This window comes from Commensalibacter melissae (assembly GCF_003691365.1).
Classification (GTDB): Bacteria; Pseudomonadota; Alphaproteobacteria; order Acetobacterales; family Acetobacteraceae; genus Commensalibacter; species Commensalibacter melissae.
Window position 1 is genome coordinate 1,022,282 of sequence record NZ_CP033087.1, and the last position, 18,512, is coordinate 1,040,793.

Genomic DNA, 18,512 nt, shown 5'->3' on the forward strand with positions numbered 1-18,512 from the left:
TTATTTCATGAATTCTGGTAAATAAGGTAAGGCAGCATAAAAACTTTTTTGTATTACTATACCTTCATCAGTCTTTTTTGCTGTAACTGCATGACCTATATCACCATCTTTTTTTAAGACCGTAATAATATGACCATTTTTATTTAATTGATCAATCAGTTTTTTTGAAATTTCCTTAATACAGCCGTCAATTATTATGGCATCATAAAATTTATTTTTTGGATATCCATCCTGTAATATTCCATCACACCATTGCACGTCAGATGCATATTCATTACAGAATTTTTTTCCAATAACAGACAACTTTTCATTTTCTTCCAATGCATATACTTCCGCACCCATTAAGGAAATAATGGCTGAAAGATATCCAGTCCCTGCACCAATAACCAATATTTTTTGCTTTGCCTCAATATTTGCTAGTTGAACAAGTCTGGCAAGCACTCTTGGCTCACTAAGATACCGTTGATCAAAAAGTGAAATATTAATATCTGAATAAGCCATTTCTTTTTGGTTATTCAGAACACAATATTCGCGTGGTAAAACACGCATTATTTCTATTAATTTAACATGACTGACTTCAGCTGGACGTAACTGATTTTCAATCATGTTTTGCCGGGCCTGAACAAAATCAAAATTCGGATGGGTCATTGTTTATAAAATCTCTATATCTATGCTTTCAAAATTAATACCATGAACTACTCAAATATGAAAAGTAAAGTTTTTATACATTTTTTTCTTGACCTTTTTACCAATTTCATTGATATAGGCAATAGCTTGATCAAATGGTCCGGTGGCAGAGTGGCTCATGCAGCGGATTGCAAATCCGTTTACGGGGGTTCAATTCCCTCCCGGACCTCCAGATCTCAAAATTGTTTCACTCTAAGATGAGAGAGAATAAAGTCTTTTAATCTGTTAGGCATAACAAGATCAATCCATTTTAGATAAACAAACAATTTAGGCATAATTAGCTCTGCTTTTCCCTCATTAACCGCTTTAATTATTTTTTGAGTTGCGGTTTCTAATGAAATCATAAAAGGTTTGTTACATTCCAACCTTTGGCTCATGGGTGTATCGACAAATCCAGGAGTGATTAAAGTGATTTTTATATTCCATTTTTTCACGGAAATTCTCAAAGAATCAACAAAACGACTTAAACCGGCTTTTGAACTACTATAGGCAGTTGCAAAAGGCAATGAATGAAATGCAGCAACCGAACCGACAAAGACCAATTGTCCATAAATTCCACGATCAATCATTTGTTGAGCTATTTTATTACCCATGACACATGGTGTTACATAATTCAAATGCATCAGTTTCAATAATAACTCATCACTTTCCAAATTGTTTTTATCCTCCCTTATATCCCCTGAACCGGCAGCCATGATTGCCATATCAATTGTATAATTGATTAATAATGTTTCCAGTTGGCGTAAGCTATTTTTTGAATCTGCAAGATCGATACTAAATATTTGAACCTTTGCCCCTTTGTTTAGACATAATTGTGCCGTTCTATCCAACTTTTCTTGAGAACGACCCCATAAAAAAAGAGTTTTGCCTTTGTTTGCACATGCTATTGCCAACGATTGGCCTATTCCACTGGAAGCCCCGGTAATCAGAATATTTTTTGCAGAATTAAATTGAGTTTTTGGTTGATAATTTAAGGTTTGATTGTTTTTTGATAAATTTATATCTATCAAGACAAAATCCTTTTATATATAAAAGCAGAAAATGCTATTTTATAGTTTACATTGGTAAAATTCAAAAATAATAATTCATAATTTCTATGGTTTTTACATGTCCCTTAATTCTTGCTCCATCAATAATATTGATATTGTTCCTGTTCAAACCAAACAACAGCTTAAACTTTTTATTCAATTGCCACGTCTTCTATATAAAGGTTTATCTGGATATGTCCCTCCCTTGGACTGGCAAGAATCAAGCTTATTAGATCCAAAAAAATCAGCTTTTTTTCGATATGGTTCAGCAAAATATTTCATAGCATATAAAAATCATCAACCTGTTGGACGTATTTCTGCACAAATTGATCCGAATGCGTTAAGACAATGGAAGGAACCTGTCGGTTTGTTCGGTGCATTGGATGCAATTGATGATTTATGCGTCGTAAAAAAATTAATAGACGCCGCAACCAAATGGTTGAAACATAATGGCATGGAAAAAATCAGGGGACCTTATACTCTAAATGCCAATTCTGAAATAGGGATAATGATAACAGGGCAAAATGCCTTACCAACCGTTGCCATTCCCTGGCATCCAACTTGGCTTCATCACCATATTGAAGCAGTCGGTCTTGAAAAAGCCATGGATCTACTTTCATATCAGATGAAATTCGGTCCACGAGCTAAACAGGCCCATAAAATACCTGCAGGTTTGAAAATGGGATGTGGAAAATTGGGTAACATTACAACCAGAAAATTAAATACAAAAGAAATTGCGAGAGATGGTGAAATTCTTCGCCAACTTTACAATGATGCATGGCATGATACTTGGGGCTTTGTTCCTCTCACCTCAATCGAGATGTCTGTATTAATTAAAGATTTAAAATCCATGCTAAAACCTGATAATTTTGTTCTGGTTGAACAAAATTATATTCCAGTGGCTGTTGCTTTGGTAATTCCCAATATTTATGATTTAATCATTGATATCGGACCTGATCCATCCCTTTTGGGATATAGTAAATTGATTTATCGAATCTTACGACACCAATTTCATTCAGCCCGCGTTATTTTGCTTGGTATAAGTGGATCCATAAGAGATACAGCTCTGGGAGCTTTGATGCCATCATTGGTTATATCCGAACTTTTTGAACGTGGAGAAGTCTTACCCTATAAAACAATTGAATTGGGATGGATTTTGGAAACAAATCATGGTATGCGAAACTTAATTGAACGGATTGTTCCAGAACCCAATAAAATTCATCGAATGTATGAAATGAAAATATAAAAAAATTTAGTACGTATAAAGCTGTTCAAATCGAGCTCTATCTATAGGAGAAAGTAACAGCGTTATCTGAATGATTTTTTCGCTATCATGACGCTCAAGAATTTCTCCATGATCATAAAGCCATGCTAAAGCTGAACCATCAACAATATCAATAGCATATGTCAATTTTTCCATTGAACATTGCAATCTTTGATCAATTTTAGAAATGAGCGAGGGTAGATTTTGTCCTGTCAAGGCAGATACACCGACAATATTATCATTTTTGCCTGTTAATTCAGTATAATCTACGAGGTCGATTTTATTGAGAATTTCAATTGTCGATGACCTCCAGTTTTCACTCAATACATCATCTTTCACCATCATGTCCAATACAGAAGAAACATCTTGTTGTTGTTGACGGGTCTCTGGATGTGAAATGTCTCTTACATGTAATATGATATCCGCTTCGGAAATTTCTTCAAGCGTTGCTCTAAAAGCAGCTATCAATTCAGTTGGGAGGTCGCTAATAAAACCAACTGTATCAGAAAGAATGACTGTTTTTCCTGATGGCAGATCAATCTTGCGCATGGTGGGATCAAGTGTAGCAAAAAGTTGATCCTGAGCATGAACAGAAGCCCCTGTCAAATGATTGAATAAAGTGGATTTTCCTGCATTTGTATAGCCAACCAAGGCAACTATAGGAAAAGGGGCTTTTCTTCGAGCCTTACGATGCAATCCTCTTGTCCTTCGAACCTGTTCAAGATCTTTTTTTAAACGAGTAATCCGTTCATCAATCAGCCTTCTATCCGCTTCAATTTGGGTTTCACCTGGCCCCCCCATAAACCCAAACCCACCTCTCTGCCTTTCTAAATGAGTCCATGATCTAACCAGTCGGCTACGCTGATATTGAAGGTGGGCAAGTTCAACCTGTAACACACCTTCTCTGGTCTGCGCTCTTTCACCAAAAATATCCAGTATTAAGGCTGTTCGATCTATAACCTTGCAATTAAGTTCTTTTTCAAGGTTTCGTTGCTGAATCGGACTTAAACGTGCATCAAAAACAACGACTTGAATCTTTTTCTCAATAATAACAGATTTTAAATTTTCGATATTTCCCCGCCCTATTAAGGTTGAAGAACGGAATGACCGAATATTTATAATCTCTCTATAGACAATATCAATTTTAATAGATGATACTAATCCAACAATCTCATCAAGCCTAGATTCAGAATTCCTATCATTTTGTTTTAGATTTACATCCCATGGAACAATGACTGCAGCAAAATTTGATGATTTCACTGAATCGGATTCAATCATAAGAATAAATTCTCACTTTTCTTCAGATGTTGTGGAAGTTGAAGTCGCTGCAGGTGCATTAAAGGGGAGTTGAACAGGTGACGAGGGCATAATCGTACTTACAGCATGTTTATAAACGAGCTGCGCATGACTTTCTCTACGTAATAATATGGAGAAATTATCAAATCCAGAAATGATTCCCTGTAATTTCACGCCATTCACTAAGAAAACAGTAACTGAAACTTTGGAACGGCGGATCTGATTTAAAAAAACATCTTGAATATTTTGATATGTATCTTTTGACAAAATAAAACCTTTACCAATCACTTTATGAAATTGAAACTTGCATATATTAACAGTTTAATTATTTATATTATTATTATTATTTCTTTCTTCTGATCCGGTAACTCCTAACTGTTTCAATTTTCTGTGTAAAGCACTTCGTTCCATTCCAACAAAACCAGCAGTCCGACTGATATTGCCACCAAACCGCATTAATTGAGCTTGTAAATATTGCGTTTCAAAAATATCACGAGCCTCTCTTAACGGAAGACTGATGATATCAGTTTGTGTATCGATTTTCAATAAACCCGGTGCGTTTTGACCGACATTTGATGGCAACATATCAGTACGGATGGCTTCATTAACATTTCCAGGCATCATGATTAAAAGCCGTTCCATTAAATTGCGTAATTCACGTACGTTTCCTGGCCATTCATAAGTCTGTAAGGTTGTTAGAGCATCTGCTGATAATTCAATGACTGGCACTCCGGTTAATTCAGAATAATGCTTCAAAAAGAAAGTTGCAAGTTCAGGTATATCTTCTCTTCTTTCCTTCAAGCTTGGAATTTTCAAAGGCACAACTGCAAGACGATAATATAAATCCTTGCGGAATCTTCCATTGGCAATTTCCTGGTTTAAATCCCTATTCGTAATGGCAATAACCCTCACATCAACCTTAACGCGGCTGGAACCGCCAACACGTTGAAATGTTTGATCCTGTAATGCCCGAACAATCTTTCCCTGTGTTTCAAGAGGCATGTCGGCAACCTCATCTAACACCAGCGTACCTCCATGAGCCTTTTCAAGAACACCGGTACGTCTTTGCAAATTATTTTGTGTATTGCCCTCAATACCAAACAATTCCTCCTCAAATCTTGTTGGGGAAAGGGTTGCGCAATTTAATACAAAAAAAGGCCCCTCTGCTCTTTTGGATAATTTATGTATAGCTCGAGCAGCCACTTCTTTTCCCGTACCTGGCGCACCATATATTAGAACTCGAGAATTCGTTGGCGCAACACGCTCAATTTGACTTTTGACAGAATTAATGGTTTGACTTTGTCCATTTAATTTAACTTCGTATCCACTTCGGAAACGTAATTCTTCATTTTCCCTTGCCAATTTTGCAGCTTCCAGAGCACGACGGACTACTACTAGCAGATGATCTGTCTTGAAGGGTTTCTCAATAAAATCATATGCACCATGTTGAAGTGCGGAAACAGCAGTTTCTATTGTTCCATGGCCTGATATCATGATAGTAGGAACAGCAGGTTTTTCATTTTGTATAAGTTTGAGAATTTCCAAACCATCCATTTTTGATCCTTGCAACCATATATCAAGAATGACTAAGGAAGGTCTTCTTGCATGAAAAGCCTTAATCGCTGAATCCGCATCCCCGGCAAGTCGAGTTTCGTACCCCTCATCTTGTAAAATTCCCTCAATGAGTAGTCTAATATCTGGCTCATCATCGACGATTAAAATCTCATGCGTCATATTGTCCTCGTATTTGAAAAGTCAAAATTGATATTGTTCCCCGACCTTCGATCCGATCTTTTAACTGCAATGTCCCATTATGTTCTTCCATAATTTTTTTTACAATAGCGAGACCTAATCCTGTTCCCTTAGGTTTATGGGTTACATAAGGTTCAGTTAATCTTAACCTGTCCTCCTGTGGAAGACCAATTCCATCATCTTTTACTGAGATGATAATAGTATTCTTATTTAACTCTAATGTAACCCAAATATTTCCTATGTAATTTTCATGACCGTTACTTTTTTCATTTTTCATATTTATAGCATCTGATGCATTTTGAAACAAGTTAGTCAGAGCCTGACTTATCAATCGCGCATCACAATTCATTTCAATTTTGTCATTGGGCAAATCCGTATGATATCTTATTTCACAATGTGCATTCTGCTGAAGAAATAATGTTTCCCTAATAATGCGTGTCACTTCGTTTGTTTTGATAACAGGTTGGGGAAGTCGAGCAAAAGATGAAAACTCATCCACCATTCTACCTATATCACCAACGTGACGTACAATTGTATCAATACACTGATTATATATATCCTGATCTTTTGATATCTCTTTAAGAAAACGTCTTCGAAGTCGTTCTGCAGAAAGTTGGATAGGTGTTAAGGGGTTTTTGATTTCGTGCGCAATTCGACGGGCGATATCTGCCCAGGCGGCTTTTCTCTGCGCCGCTTGTAAATCCGTTATATCATCAAAGGTAATTACAAATCCCTCAATTTCATTTCCCCTGATTTCTGGCCCAATCTGGGCAAGCAACATTCTACTCCCAGCAGAGGTTTTGATCTGAATTTCCTTTTGAATTAATTTATGATTGTTATTGATGATATCTATTTCTTCGGAAATAATTGATAGCAAGGGAGAGAATTCTGGTACAACATCCGTAATTTTGTGTCCTATATAATTCATTAAATCAATAGATAGAAGTTGATTTGCTGATCGATTAGGCAATTCAATTATTGCCTGCTTGTCCAACCCAATCACTCCACTGGAAACACCGGATAAAACCGCTTCGGTGAAACGTCTGCGTTCATCAATTTGCTGATTGGCCTCTATAAGCTCTTTATGCTGGAAAGAAAGTTGATTGGTCATTTGATTAAAGGCACGTGCCAAATCGGTTATTTCATCATCCTTATCATATTCAGGTACCCTAACATTGAGGTTACCCTTACTGATCTTTTGTGCAGCTAACGTCAATAACCCGACAGGACGAGCAATTTGGTTGGCAATAAAAAGACCTATCAAAATGGCCACCAAAACAACAAGCAATGCAATCAATGCAAATATAATTACAAACATCACCTGAATTTTTGAACTTTTGTTGTTCAAATCATTATACTGCATAACAACTTTTTCAGTTTTATGCATATGATTAAGAATAACCGGATCAACAGGCCTTATAATCAATAAAACGAGCGGCGGAGTATCGTTAATAGGAATGGCAGCACGAACTGTTTCCTCATCAGGTGAATCCAAAATTGCCACATCATTATGCGACATCAAGGTCGCTGATCGAGGCAATTGTTTGGCGTATGATGTATTATTGAATAGACCGCCCGACGCAATTATTTTTTGGGTAAAAGAGTTATAAACAAACGCGGCATTTAATCCTCTTAATGTTGCTTGAGAATCAAGAATCTGATCAAGGCTATTACTATCATCATATAGATCCTGACCTGCTTGAGCGTAATTGTTTTGAATACCTTGTATATAATTGGCCAAAGAAAAGGCTTCAGTGCGAATATTGTCATTATGTTCCTGTAAATAACCTTTTGAAGCCAGCAAAGCCTCGTTAAGCGCTGTGCTTACCCTGTTATTAAACCAGTTTTGAATGCCAAAATGAAATAAAATTGTCGCAAAAATTCCAACCAAAATGGTTGGAACTATGGCAATAATACTAAATAACACAATTAGCTTGATATGTATTTTTGAACCAACCAATCGTCGTCTATGTTCGGAAATCAAACGAAATATACAAAAGAATAAAGCTAATATCAATAAAACAAGAACTAATCCATTAATACTTAAAATAACAAATTGTACCGATGATTTATGAGATGTAACAATTCCACCTGAAAGAATAACAAAAGTGATGATTGTAAAAATCAAGGCCAGCACAACCAAGAAAATAGTGGCTTTTCTATTAGAAAATTTTTCAGTAACCTTATTCACTTTCTGTTTATAGATTTTTCCAGACATGTTGAGCCTTTATGTTTTTTACTCAATTCGAGAAGATTAAACATTTTCATTTTTTTACGTAATGTATTTCGATTTATTCCCAGCATTGAAGCCGTTTTCATTTGGTTGCCCTCAGCTTCCACAAGGGCCATTTCAATCAAGGGTCGCTCAACTTCCATTATAATTTTTTCATGTAAATTTGAAATTGGTTGACCTTTATTTTCAATAAAGTAACGGTTTAGATGACTTTCAATCAGTTTTGACAAAGGCTTTAATCTGTCCAATTTGAATGATTTATCAATCATGGAAGAATCATTTAAAATCTTTTTTACAAAATCAACCTCGATTGTTTCATAGGGATATAAAATCAATAAACGAGTTATGATATTTTTTAATTCACGAATATTTCCTGGCCAACTATAAGTCAAAAAATAATCCATAGTCTCGTTAGAAAAATTTATAATATTTTGATCATTTTTTAAAAAATGTTGGATAAGTAAAGGTATATCCTCAGTTCTCTCCCTTAAAGGTGGAAGATATAATGGTGCAATATTTAAACAATAAAAGAGATCTTCTCTGAAATGCCCGGTTTTAACCAACTCAAATAAATTGTTTTTTGATGTCGCTATGATACGGTATTTTTTTGTTTTTGAATTATTCGTTGAAAAACAAAAATTTTTTTCAAGAAATTTCAAAAGATGAAATTGAGCAGATAGTGATAACTCACCTATTTCATCCAAAAATATTGTACCTTTATAGTTTTTCTCCAGATTATCTATTTCTTTTTTATTTTCAAGAATAAAAGGAGTATATTTCAAAAGCTCATTTTCAATATCATTATCCTGTAAAATAGCCAAATTTATCGTTATAAATGAATTGTTTTTTCTATTACCATAATTGTGTAAAACTTTTGCAACGAGCTCTTTACCTGTTCCGCTTTCTCCCGTGATAAGAACAGTCAAATCAGATTGAATTAGCCTAGCGATCATACGATACAATTCCTGCATCGCTGTTGACTGACCAATTAAGGGTAAACTTTCTTCATGAATAATTCCATCAAAATTGTAAAAATTGACCTTTAAGGATTTTAATGCTTTTTGTACTGTTGCAATTAACTTATTAAGGTCAAATGGTTTTGGGAAATATTCAAAAATATTCTTTCTTTCAACCTCTAATGCCGTTGAAAGTGTTGATAATGCACTTATAGCAATAATGGGTATGTCAATATTAAATGATTTAATCCTGTCAATAACATCAAAGCCATTTATATCAGGCATCATTATGTCTGTTATGACAAGATCAACTTTATTTTTCTTAACCCAATCCAATCCCAATTCAACTTTTGTCGTTGCCATTACATTATATTCTAGTCGTGTAAAGGCCTGACTTAAAACTGTTCTGATCGAGGTATCATCATCCAGAATTAAGATTGTTGATTTTTTTATAACCATTTTTAATTAATTACAACTTAATATCTCAGGTTCGATTTGGATTGTTTGATGGGAAGATATATCTTAAAATCAGTGAATTTCTTATTTCGTTCAACATCAATCATACCTCCATGATTTTGAACAATTTTTTTACATAAAGCTAATCCGATTCCCAATCCATTTTCCTTGTCACTAATAAACGGATTAAAAAGATGATCTTTTATTTTTTCAGATACGCCTGCTCCAGTATCTCTAATAACAATCAATAATGGTAAAAAATTATAGTGATGACACGCCTCTTTTATCATCAAATCTGATTGATATTTGGTTATTATACTTATTTCATCTTGATTATCAAAATTTTGCAATGCTTCTGAAGCATTTTTGATAAGATTAAGAAATAATTGTATTAATGCATCTTTATCGCCCATTATTAAAGGTAGAGATGGATCGTATAATGCATTGATTCTGATATCTTTAGCAAAACCGTTTTTTGCGATTTGAATAACATGATTCAAAATAGCATGAATATTCAACTTCGAATATTTGATATGTTTATGCGTTTCATCAATATATCTATCAAGCATTTTACTTATGCGCTCAACTTCTGTACAAATTAAGTCGGTTAGTTTTTTATCTTCATTTGTAACAGTTTGTTGCAGCAATTGTGCCGCACCAAGAATACCTGACAATGGGTTTTTTATTTCATGCGAAAGCATGAGTGACAGATTTTTTTCAATCTGATTGAAATCAGTTGTTTGCCGTGAATTCCTGATGATATTGAGTAAGGAATGATCATGAAATGTAACGATATATAGATCATCATTATTTTCAACTAGGGCCAGAGAAAGAAAAAATTCTTTATTATTACTAACGTTTTTCAATCTTAATTTCATTCCGTATTGCGTAACAACACGTCTATTTTCTTTTACTTGCGTAAACAATGTTGAAAAAGATATATTTTCCAGCAAAAAATCATTCAATTCACAATAATAGGCGTATTTTCTGGAAATATTCAAAAACAATTCTGCCTGATAATTCAGATAAACAATTTTTCCGAATTGATTGATAATCACCAATGGAAAAGGTAAAGCCTCAATTATCTCATTACTATCTGTAAAAACATGAATATTTTTGCTCATCATAAATTTCAATTAACAAATTCATGCCTTATTAAAAATTCATCACTATGGATATCATAGAATTCGTTAATTGCATAAATTACATCCCTGGCGTTGTCCATTTTATTAATTGACGCTCTGAATGAAGCGGAATCAGGTAAGCCCGCACAATACCATGATAAATGTTTACGGGCCAATCTTAATCCAGAATATTCCCCATAATAGGTTAACATGGAATCATAATGAGATAGAATGATCTCTTTTTCTTCCTGCAAGGTTATAGGTGCTGGAATATTCTTGCATTGCAGGTAATGGATAATCTTGGATAAAAGCCAGGGTTTTCCGTAAACACCCCGTCCAATCATAATTCCGTCAGCCTTTGATTGTTGCAAAGCAATCACAGAAGTATTGAAATCAACAATATCACCGTTAACGATTACTGGAATTTTAACAGCTTCCTTAACATACTTCACAAAAGACCAATCTGCTTTCCCCTTATATAATTGCTGTCGTGTTCTGCCATGCACTGTAATCATTTTAATCCCACATTCTTCAGCAATTCTGGCCAATTGCGGGGCATTTAGGGATTGATGATCCCATCCCATACGCATTTTAAGCGTAACCGGAACATCAATAGCTTTAACCACTGCTTCCAATATAATTGATGCTTTTAATTCATCCTTCATCAGGGCTGAGCCAGCTTGTTGACCCACAGCCACTTTCTTGACGGGGCAGCCAAAATTAATATCAATAATATCAGCGCCTTTATCAACAGCGATTCGTGCCGCCTCAGCCATGGCTTGAGGATCTGAACCGGCCAATTGGGTAGAGTTCAAGCCCTTTGTAATGGGTTCAGCCATTTGCAACGTTGTCTTGTTTTCACGAATCATGGCCCATGAAGCTATCATTTCGGAAACAACCAGACCCGCACCGAATTTCTTGACCAATTGTCTGAATGGAAAATCTGTCACTCCTGCCATAGGTGCCAGAATAACAGGATAGTTGATTATTTTATCCCCAGCAAGGCAAATCGGTTTCAAATAAGGAATGTCTTTAGCGGTATCTGTAATCATTTTCGGTATTTTTTTCAATTTGATTTCGTAAAATTTATCACAATTGATTTATTATTTAAAACATGATTAATAAAGTCTTATACTTTAATTATAGTTTAACAAAAATATCTTTTTTTATACAATTCAGTTATTATGCGCATCGCCCTTATTCTTCTATCTGCCGGTTCAGGTAAACGGTTCAATCAAAATGGAACGTTACCAAAACAGTATGTTCAATTGCTGGGTCATCCTGTCATCTTTCATGCTGCCAAAGCATTTTTACCTCATGTTGATCTTGTACAGCCCGTAGGTGATGCCTCATTGCTGTCTCCAGTTTTAAATGATCTAAAAAATAATAAGATTTTACCAATCATTCAAGGGGGGGAAGAACGACAGGATAGTGTAAAGGCCGGTCTGGAAGCATTGGCAAAACTTCCCGAACCTGAACAGCCTGATGTTGTTCTAATACATGATGGAGCAAGACCGAATGTATCATCTGAGATTATTACAAAGGTAATTGACGCTCTTAAACAATATCCTGCAGCTATTCCCGCCATTCCCGTTGCTGAAACACTTAAAAAATCTAAACAAAATATTATTGAGAATACAGTTTCGAGAGATGATTTATATCGTGCACAAACACCTCAAGGATTTAATTTTCGCCAATTACTTAAAATTCATCGCGGTTCATTCTCCAAAGGAGCGACAGACGATGCAGCGCTTTTTGAACAGGCGGGATTACCCGTTATGTTGGTCATGGGTGATGAAAACAATATTAAATTAACCTACAAAAATGATTTGAAACGATTGGAATGCCTTATGTCTAAAGTAATGATTCCGAGAATAGGTTCCGGTTTTGACGTGCATGCTTTTGAAAAAGATCGTCCATTGATCCTGTGCGGTATTAATATACCCTATGAACATGGATTGGCAGGCCATTCAGATGCCGATGTTGCTCTGCATGCTTTATGTGATGCTATCTATGGTGCTTTGGCTGAAGGGGATATCGGCAGTCATTTTCCTCCCTCTGATCCTCAATGGAAAAATGCGGATAGCCAAAAATTTATTATTCATGCCGGAAAACGCATAATAGAACGTGGTGGTAAAATAAGTAATCTGGATATTACCCTGATTTGTGAAAAACCGAAAATGCGTCCGTATATCGATTCAATGAGGCAAAAAATCTCAGAATTGTTGCAACTCAAACTTTCAGCTATATCCGTTAAAGCGACAACTACCGAAAAACTGGGATTTACAGGCCGCCAGGAAGGTATTGCCTGTCAAGCGGTAATATGTTTGCTTATGCCAGAAGAGGAAACTTGGTCTAAAATTTAACTTTCAATATATTTTTTGAGGTTTGATAATCAATTTATTTGAACCTCAATTATTGATATATTCAAGATAATCTACACATTCATTGATTTCTTTCTGTATAAGGTTTAATCTTTGTTGTTGTTCTGAATCATAACCCCAAATTTGAGATTGAATATGTTCATCCAGATAAGCATACTCAAATCCTTCTTGTGCTGATAACTTTCTTTCAAAAATGGCAATTGATAATACAACACTTCCCAATAATGGTATAATTACAGCAAAGAAAGTCAATTCTTCATCAGAAAGCCTCATAATATATGTTTTTATCTTATTGATTGTTTGTTTATCCTGCACAATAGGCATAACCCCTTTTGTCACCCTAAAGGTTATATGTAAAAACTCTTCAATCCATTGCAAAATAGGTTGCCATAGCTGATTTTGTTTATTTACTAATTGTTTAGGTTTTTCCGCACGATAGCAAAGCAATTCACCATTTACATAGGGAAGAAGGACATCAATATATTTCTTACGATCAGGTTTGATTTTTTCAATAAGAGTACTGATTATTCGCGTAATGGGTAAAGTATCAAATGAAAAAATATCTCCTTTTTTACAACCGGCATTTTGCCATTCATCTACTATTCTTTTTGCTAGCGTTTCGTTAGATACTGTTAGTATCGATTTCTGAGGAAGACGTAATAATTGTTTATCAAGATATATCCTAAAACCATCATCATCTTTGATATAAGTTGCCTTATCCCAAAAACGGCGCAATTTTAATGGTTTGTTCATATAATTTTTCCAATATCAGGTATTTATAATTATTGTGCTCTAGCTTTTGATAAGGAATCTGAACAATAATCGGTGCGTTCAAGCATTTTTTTTATCGTATTAATACTTAGGGTAAAAACCTTATCTTTATTTTTTTCAAAGTTTATAATCGGTTTGTCAAGATTGCCTTTAATAATGATTGGCACGGAGGCGCTGAATGAACCCAATGAGATATCGGGAACAATATGAAAATCAATTTGATGTGCGGGTATAGAATAATACCCTGTTCCATTCAGGGCAAATTTTTTAGCCTGAAGTGTAAATGTATCAAAATATAATTGATCATTTTTCAGGTTAAGATGTACTGCCAAACATTGCGTTGAAAGATTCTTTTTCAATGGCAAAGTATCAGCCGCTTTACCTAGATAATGTCTTAATCCTTCAGCCTTGACGATTCCTCCAATTCCGGCCATTCCAACACGTCCAACCATTGAATGAATCCACTGATCATAATTTGAACCTTTAGCTGAAATATTTCCAGTCACTTCAATAGGACCACTATACAATTCTGCCAACTTATATCTTTGTTCCAGCCACTCCATCGGAAAAACGGATGGATGGATCGTAACATACAGTTTTTGATCATCATTGTTATGATTATAGGCGATATCAAGATTAAGATGATTTTGTTTATTAATGAACTGTGCATTGTTAATTTTTAACTGATTGTTATTCCAATTAAAATATCCTGAAAAATTATTAAAATTATATTGATTAAATTGAAGATTTTTACCGTTTATATTACCTTCTGCACCCAAATTGTGCAAAATTTCGTCGCGAATATGATTGATTAACTGAATGTCAACTCTAAAAGGCAAATATATTTTACCACTATAAAATATATCATGTGCTTCAACAAAACCAATTTTAGAAAATTGATGGTCAATTTTTAATGCATTTAATTTTATTTTGAGAGATGGATTTTTTCCTCCTACTGTCCCATGAATCTGTGCCGAATAATTATCTGATGACAAATTTCCCTTTATGGGTATTTCCTTGAGATTATTTGAAAACAATATTTGTTGAAAATTATTCAATGTTCCCAAATCGCCAGCCCAACTGAATATATTGTCATTCAGTTTTCCCTTAAACTGGATATTTATATTTTCATTAAACTGATTGGCCATGATTTGGACATTCGTCAAATCGAAATCTTTGTATGATTCCCTAATTGGAATATAACCCATATTTAATTGTAACAGTTTTATTTTTGGTTTTGAATTTTTCTCCGTTTCTGTATCAATATCTTCAAGTAGCGTATTGAAGGTAATATTTTCAACCAATGGTAAATTGGCATGTGGGAATAACAAATTAAGGTTCTGCAGGTTTAGAATCGCACCTCTTGCCGATATTGAGAAATTTTTCAAATTGATAGAATCTTTTACAGTTCCATTGACATGTATATTTCCGACATTTTGGTTTTGAAAATACTCTGTTAAAACCATTTGGAATTTAACAGGAGATGAAGAAACTACATTTCTATGCAATAGCAAAGCATCCGCATGATTAATACGTCCAGATAATGAAAAATTTGCTTGATGATTATGTCCATTAATTTCAAAACGTATCTTATTCCCTTCAAACTGATCAATATCAACAGTTTTCAAAAGAAAATGGGCATGTTTATTATTTCTAAAATTATCGTAACATGTCTGAACATGACTGAAATTGATTGTCCTGAAATTAACTGTCCATTTTTTCTTATTTTTTTTCTTATTTTTTTCAGACAGAATATCTGATTTTTTATAGGGATGAAATTCCCAGTTTTTTATACCTTCTTGATTTTCTTCCAAATTTAATTTTACATTTGAAAGTTCCAATGCATGAATATTGATATTTTTTTTTAACAAAGACAATAAATTAATTTTCGCTGAAAATTTCCCTGCATGAATGAAATAATCAGCCTTGCCATCTTTTATATTTTCCAAAGCAATATCCGACGCTTTGATTTCAGGCCAGGGAACCAATTGAAGAGACAAATGATTTAAATGGACTTTTCGTCCTGTTTTTTTTTCAATTATTTCTGATAATTGATCATTGATTTTTTGCCGGTCAATCATGTAATTGATTGCAAGGTTACTTCCCGCTATCAATAATACAGAGGCTCCCAAAACACCAATAAATATCTTTTTATTTTTTAGCATCATTAATCTTTGGATTCATTTAATAATGGTAAGTTAAAAATATAAACTAATCAGAAATAACATGATGGTTTTTTTATGCAATCATAAAACGAAATTAATTTTTCAAATGAAATATTTTCAATTATATTTCTTATCTTTTATTAACTTTGACACAATTACCGGATGGCATATCAAATCTCAATCTCTTAAATGTTTCTTTCATATGGGATGACAATTCAACTTCAACCTCCAGATATCCACCCTGGGGATGAGGAATGATTATTGCGCGGGCATGAAGATGTAGTAATTCTGGAAAACCGTCGAGTGAGCCATTCGCTTGATTATATTTTTTATCCCCCAATATAGGACAGTTCATGGCCGAACAATGAACACGAAGTTGATGCATGCGTCCAGTAAGGGGATATAATTCGATCCAGGCAAATTTCCTGGCGGCATAATCTTTAACCATATATTCCGTTACAGCTTTTTGAGCATTTTTACTGTCTTCTGAAACAACGACATATGATTCGCCCGGACGTTCAACTTTCAATAATGGAAGCGTCACCATACCACTTGATGAAACGGGACGACCTGTTGTAATGGCCCAGTATATTTTTTTTACTGCCCTGCCTCTGAACGCAGCAGTTATTTTTGCTGCAGCAGCTGGATGACGAGCAATCAATAATATACCGGAAGTATCTTTATCCAAACGATGAACCAAACAGGGACGATAGTTACTATTTTCCCTTAATGAATCGAGCATTCCGTCAATATGATATCTTACGTTACTACCCCCCTGAACAGCAATACCGGACGGTTTATTGATAACAAATAAATCACTATCTTCATAAATAATCCAGCTTTTAACTTTTTTTGAAAAATTGGAATCCATGTCATGATTTTTCTTGGAAAATAGAACATCTTTTTCAACAAGAGGAAGCCGAACAACATTTCCAGTATTCAAATGTGTAGATGCCTGAATTCTTTTTTTATCAACCCTTATTTGACCGGTTCTGCACAATTTTTGAATCATGCCCTGCGTAAATTGAGGATAATTTCTTTTTACCCAACGATCAAGACGCACTTCACCATCTTCATCTTTAACCGTAATATTTAAAATTTTCATATAATCTATTTATTTCTAAGTTTATTCCACTGTTCAAGACGTTTTGAAATGATCTCTTCTGTTCCCCGATGTGTGGGAAAATAAAACTGTTCACGTTTCATACGATCAGGAAAATAGTTTTGTCCAGAAAATCCCTCTTCTGTATCATGATCATACTGATATCCCTTGCCATAACCAAGTTCTTTCATCATTTTGGTTGGCGCGTTCAATATATGCGCGGGAGGCATCAAGCTTCCCGTTTTTTTTGCAACCGCTCTCGCTTTGTTAAGGGCTTTATAAACAGCATTGGATTTTGGTGCTGTTGCCAAGTAAACTACCAGTTCAGCCAATGCGATTTCCCCTTCAGGTGATCCTAACCGTTCATAACTCTCCCAAGCTGAAATTGCCAGTATTTGAGCATTAGGTGAGGCTAATCCAATATCTTCCGATGCAAAACGGGTCAATCTTCTTGCAATATATCTTGGATCCTCTCCACCTTCCAACATTCTAGCGAACCAGTACAAGGCAGCATCGGGATCCGAACCTCGAAGTGATTTATGCAGGGCTGAAATCAAATTATAATGCCCATCCCTATCCTTATCATACAATACTGCTTTTTGGCTTAGTAATTCATTTAACGCATTTTCATCAATTTTATGATCAAAATTTTGTTTGATTAATTGTTCTATCATATTCAAGAGATAGCGACCATCTCCATCTGCCATGGCAATAAGAACATGTAAGGCTTTATCCGTAAGAGGCAATTTCTTTTCAGTATTAATTTCAACACGCTGAATGAGTTGTTTCAACGCTTCTTCATCAAGACGTTTCAGTACCATCAATTGGCAACGGGATAACAAAGCACCATTTAACACGAAAGATGGATTTTCAGTGGTCGCCCCTATCAGAATAATAGTTCCATCTTCAACAACGGGTAAAAAACTGTCTTGTTGAGTACGGTTGAAACGGTGAATTTCATCCACAAATAATAGGCTACCCTTACCGGTTTGTTGTCTATATTTTCTTGCCTCGTCAAAAATTTTTTTTAATTCTGCCACCCCGGAAAAAATTGCGGATATTTGAACAAATCTCAAATTCGTATACTGGGAAATAATCCGGGCAATCGTCGTCTTCCCTGTTCCAGGATAACCCCACAAAATCAAACTTGATAATGTACCATGATTTATCATACGGGTAATAATGCCTTTTTTACCTACCAAATGATTTTGTCCGACAACCTCCTCCAATTCCATTGGCCGCAATTGATCAGCCAAAGGAACCTTATTGTCAATCATTGACTTCTCATTTGAAT

Annotated in this window: 15 protein-coding genes and 1 tRNA gene; 3 read left to right on the plus strand and 13 right to left on the minus strand. The window is 34.8% G+C overall.

Translation table 11 applies throughout. The annotated features are described in order from the left end of the window. Positions 1–648, minus strand: a complete 648-nt coding sequence (locus D9V35_RS04615; RefSeq protein ID WP_122123565.1) for a protein-L-isoaspartate O-methyltransferase family protein — start codon at positions 646–648, stop codon at positions 1–3. A gap of 136 nt (positions 649–784) precedes the next feature. Between D9V35_RS04615 and D9V35_RS04620 the strand changes: the two genes are divergently transcribed. Next, positions 785–859 (plus strand) — tRNA-Cys (locus D9V35_RS04620). Between the two features lie 4 nt (positions 860–863). Here D9V35_RS04620 and D9V35_RS04625 read toward each other — a convergent pair. After that, positions 864–1,697, minus strand: a complete 834-nt coding sequence (locus D9V35_RS04625) for an SDR family NAD(P)-dependent oxidoreductase (RefSeq protein ID WP_122123566.1) — start codon at positions 1,695–1,697, stop codon at positions 864–866. Positions 1,698–1,794: 97 nt separating this feature from the next. On the opposite strand from D9V35_RS04625, the gene D9V35_RS04630 reads away from it, so the two are divergent. After that, a complete protein-coding gene (locus D9V35_RS04630; RefSeq protein WP_122123567.1) occupies positions 1,795–2,961 on the plus strand; it encodes a hypothetical protein in 1,167 nt (388 codons plus the stop codon). 6 nt (positions 2,962–2,967) lie between these two features. Here D9V35_RS04630 and hflX read toward each other — a convergent pair whose 3' ends face one another. The 7 genes from hflX to dusB are packed head-to-tail and all read right to left on the minus strand — an operon-like array spanning position 2,968 to position 11,848. Further along, on the minus strand, positions 2,968–4,257 hold the full coding sequence (gene hflX / locus D9V35_RS04635) for a GTPase HflX (protein ID WP_122123568.1): 1,290 nt from the start codon (positions 4,255–4,257) through the stop codon (positions 2,968–2,970). A 12-nt stretch (positions 4,258–4,269) separates the two neighbouring features. After that, entirely contained in the window at positions 4,270–4,542 is a 273-nt protein-coding gene (gene hfq / locus D9V35_RS04640) for an RNA chaperone Hfq (RefSeq protein WP_122124269.1), read from the minus strand. 54 nt (positions 4,543–4,596) lie between these two features. Next, a complete protein-coding gene (gene ntrX, locus D9V35_RS04645) occupies positions 4,597–6,009 on the minus strand; it encodes a nitrogen assimilation response regulator NtrX (RefSeq protein ID WP_110437981.1) in 1,413 nt (470 codons plus the stop codon). Then, positions 5,999–8,245 carry a sensor histidine kinase NtrY-like gene (locus D9V35_RS04650; RefSeq protein ID WP_122123569.1) on the minus strand — a complete coding sequence of 749 codons (2,247 nt, stop codon included), beginning with the start codon at positions 8,243–8,245 and terminating at the stop codon, positions 5,999–6,001. Before D9V35_RS04650 ends, ntrX begins: the two co-directional genes overlap by 11 nt. Further along, the gene (locus D9V35_RS04655; RefSeq protein WP_122123570.1) at positions 8,215–9,675 is read right to left on the minus strand and encodes a sigma 54-interacting transcriptional regulator; all 1,461 of its coding nucleotides are present in this window, start codon (positions 9,673–9,675) and stop codon (positions 8,215–8,217) included. Before D9V35_RS04655 ends, D9V35_RS04650 begins: the two co-directional genes overlap by 31 nt. A gap of 17 nt (positions 9,676–9,692) precedes the next feature. Further along, on the minus strand, positions 9,693–10,796 hold the full coding sequence (locus D9V35_RS04660; RefSeq protein ID WP_162988580.1) for a two-component system sensor histidine kinase NtrB: 1,104 nt from the start codon (positions 10,794–10,796) through the stop codon (positions 9,693–9,695). Positions 10,797–10,804: 8 nt separating this feature from the next. Continuing rightward, entirely contained in the window at positions 10,805–11,848 is a 1,044-nt protein-coding gene (dusB, locus tag D9V35_RS04665) for a tRNA dihydrouridine synthase DusB (RefSeq protein ID WP_122123572.1), read from the minus strand. Between the two features lie 132 nt (positions 11,849–11,980). On the opposite strand from dusB, the gene D9V35_RS04670 reads away from it, so the two are divergent. Continuing rightward, positions 11,981–13,162, plus strand: a complete 1,182-nt coding sequence (locus tag D9V35_RS04670; protein WP_122123573.1) for a bifunctional 2-C-methyl-D-erythritol 4-phosphate cytidylyltransferase/2-C-methyl-D-erythritol 2,4-cyclodiphosphate synthase — start codon at positions 11,981–11,983, stop codon at positions 13,160–13,162. Positions 13,163–13,207: 45 nt separating this feature from the next. Here D9V35_RS04670 and D9V35_RS04675 read toward each other — a convergent pair whose 3' ends face one another. From D9V35_RS04675 to D9V35_RS04690, 4 genes are all read right to left on the minus strand, one after another. Then, complete coding sequence (locus D9V35_RS04675; protein ID WP_122123574.1) at positions 13,208–13,933, minus strand: ATP12 family chaperone protein; 726 nt, start codon at positions 13,931–13,933, stop codon at positions 13,208–13,210. Positions 13,934–13,962: 29 nt separating this feature from the next. After that, complete coding sequence (locus D9V35_RS04680; RefSeq protein WP_162988581.1) at positions 13,963–16,116, minus strand: AsmA family protein; 2,154 nt, start codon at positions 16,114–16,116, stop codon at positions 13,963–13,965. Between the two features lie 130 nt (positions 16,117–16,246). Then, positions 16,247–17,221 (minus strand): RluA family pseudouridine synthase, encoded by a 975-nt coding sequence (locus D9V35_RS04685; RefSeq protein ID WP_122123576.1) that lies wholly within the window; start codon positions 17,219–17,221, stop codon positions 16,247–16,249. A 5-nt stretch (positions 17,222–17,226) separates the two neighbouring features. After that, positions 17,227–18,495, minus strand: a complete 1,269-nt coding sequence (locus D9V35_RS04690) for a replication-associated recombination protein A (RefSeq protein WP_240993410.1) — start codon at positions 18,493–18,495, stop codon at positions 17,227–17,229. Positions 18,496–18,512: the final 17 nt, after the last annotated feature.

Coding starts and splice junctions, on each gene's coding strand:
- dusB (WP_122123572.1), bottom strand. CDS start 11,848: ATGATTACAGATACCGCTAAAGACATTCCTTATTTGAAACCGATTTGC.
- D9V35_RS04615 (WP_122123565.1), bottom strand. CDS start 648: ATGACCCATCCGAATTTTGATTTTGTTCAGGCCCGGCAAAACATGATT.
- D9V35_RS04660 (WP_162988580.1), bottom strand. CDS start 10,796: ATGAGCAAAAATATTCATGTTTTTACAGATAGTAATGAGATAATTGAG.
- D9V35_RS04630 (WP_122123567.1), top strand. CDS start 1,795: ATGTCCCTTAATTCTTGCTCCATCAATAATATTGATATTGTTCCTGTT.
- D9V35_RS04680 (WP_162988581.1), bottom strand. CDS start 16,116: ATGCTAAAAAATAAAAAGATATTTATTGGTGTTTTGGGAGCCTCTGTA.
- D9V35_RS04655 (WP_122123570.1), bottom strand. CDS start 9,675: ATGGTTATAAAAAAATCAACAATCTTAATTCTGGATGATGATACCTCG.
- D9V35_RS04650 (WP_122123569.1), bottom strand. CDS start 8,245: ATGTCTGGAAAAATCTATAAACAGAAAGTGAATAAGGTTACTGAAAAA.
- ntrX (WP_110437981.1), bottom strand. CDS start 6,009: ATGACGCATGAGATTTTAATCGTCGATGATGAGCCAGATATTAGACTA.
- D9V35_RS04690 (WP_240993410.1), bottom strand. CDS start 18,495: ATGATTGACAATAAGGTTCCTTTGGCTGATCAATTGCGGCCAATGGAA.
- hflX (WP_122123568.1), bottom strand. CDS start 4,257: ATGATTGAATCCGATTCAGTGAAATCATCAAATTTTGCTGCAGTCATT.
- D9V35_RS04685 (WP_122123576.1), bottom strand. CDS start 17,221: ATGAAAATTTTAAATATTACGGTTAAAGATGAAGATGGTGAAGTGCGT.
- D9V35_RS04675 (WP_122123574.1), bottom strand. CDS start 13,933: ATGAACAAACCATTAAAATTGCGCCGTTTTTGGGATAAGGCAACTTAT.
- D9V35_RS04670 (WP_122123573.1), top strand. CDS start 11,981: ATGCGCATCGCCCTTATTCTTCTATCTGCCGGTTCAGGTAAACGGTTC.